The 391-nt window shown below is 74.9% G+C and carries 1 protein-coding gene; it reads right to left on the bottom strand.

The genetic code is table 11. The annotated features are described in order from the left end of the window. Positions 1 to 105: 105 nt before the first annotated feature. Positions 106 to 391: acyl carrier protein (locus JHN63_RS52125; RefSeq protein ID WP_200692066.1), on the bottom strand; the 286-nt coding region annotated here is incomplete at its 5' end.

The raw sequence follows: 391 nt of genomic DNA, 5'->3' as shown, positions 1-391 counted from the left end.
GGCGGGCTGCGCCGCCCCGCCACGGCCCACTCCGGTTGCGTCGGCGGCGGGGGGCGCGTGGGGGGTGCGGATGCGTGGGGGTGCGGACGCGTGGGGGTGCGGTGGTCAATTCGGCTGGTTCTGGTTCTGGGTTGTGTGGCGGCGGGCTCGTAGGGCTCGGGCGCGGCGGGCCGCTGTGCGGCGGGCCTCGGCCTCGGGGTCGTGGGCCTGGGTGCCGCCGCCCCTGATCAGGTCGGCCTGGGCCGCCACTGTTGTGTGGCGGAAGAGGGCGACGATCGGCGGGCGGCTGCCCGTGTGGCGTTCCAGTGCGTCCTGGAGGCGGAACATCGCCAGCGAATGGCCGCCCAGGTCGAAGAAGTTGACGTCGACGGGGATGGTCTGGGGATGGGGC

This window comes from Streptomyces sp. MBT65 (assembly GCF_016612545.1).
In the GTDB taxonomy this organism is placed as follows: Bacteria; Actinomycetota; Actinomycetes; order Streptomycetales; family Streptomycetaceae; genus Streptomyces.
The sequence above is the reverse complement of the archived record's forward strand: the minus strand, read 5'-3'. Positions and strand labels throughout refer to the sequence as shown.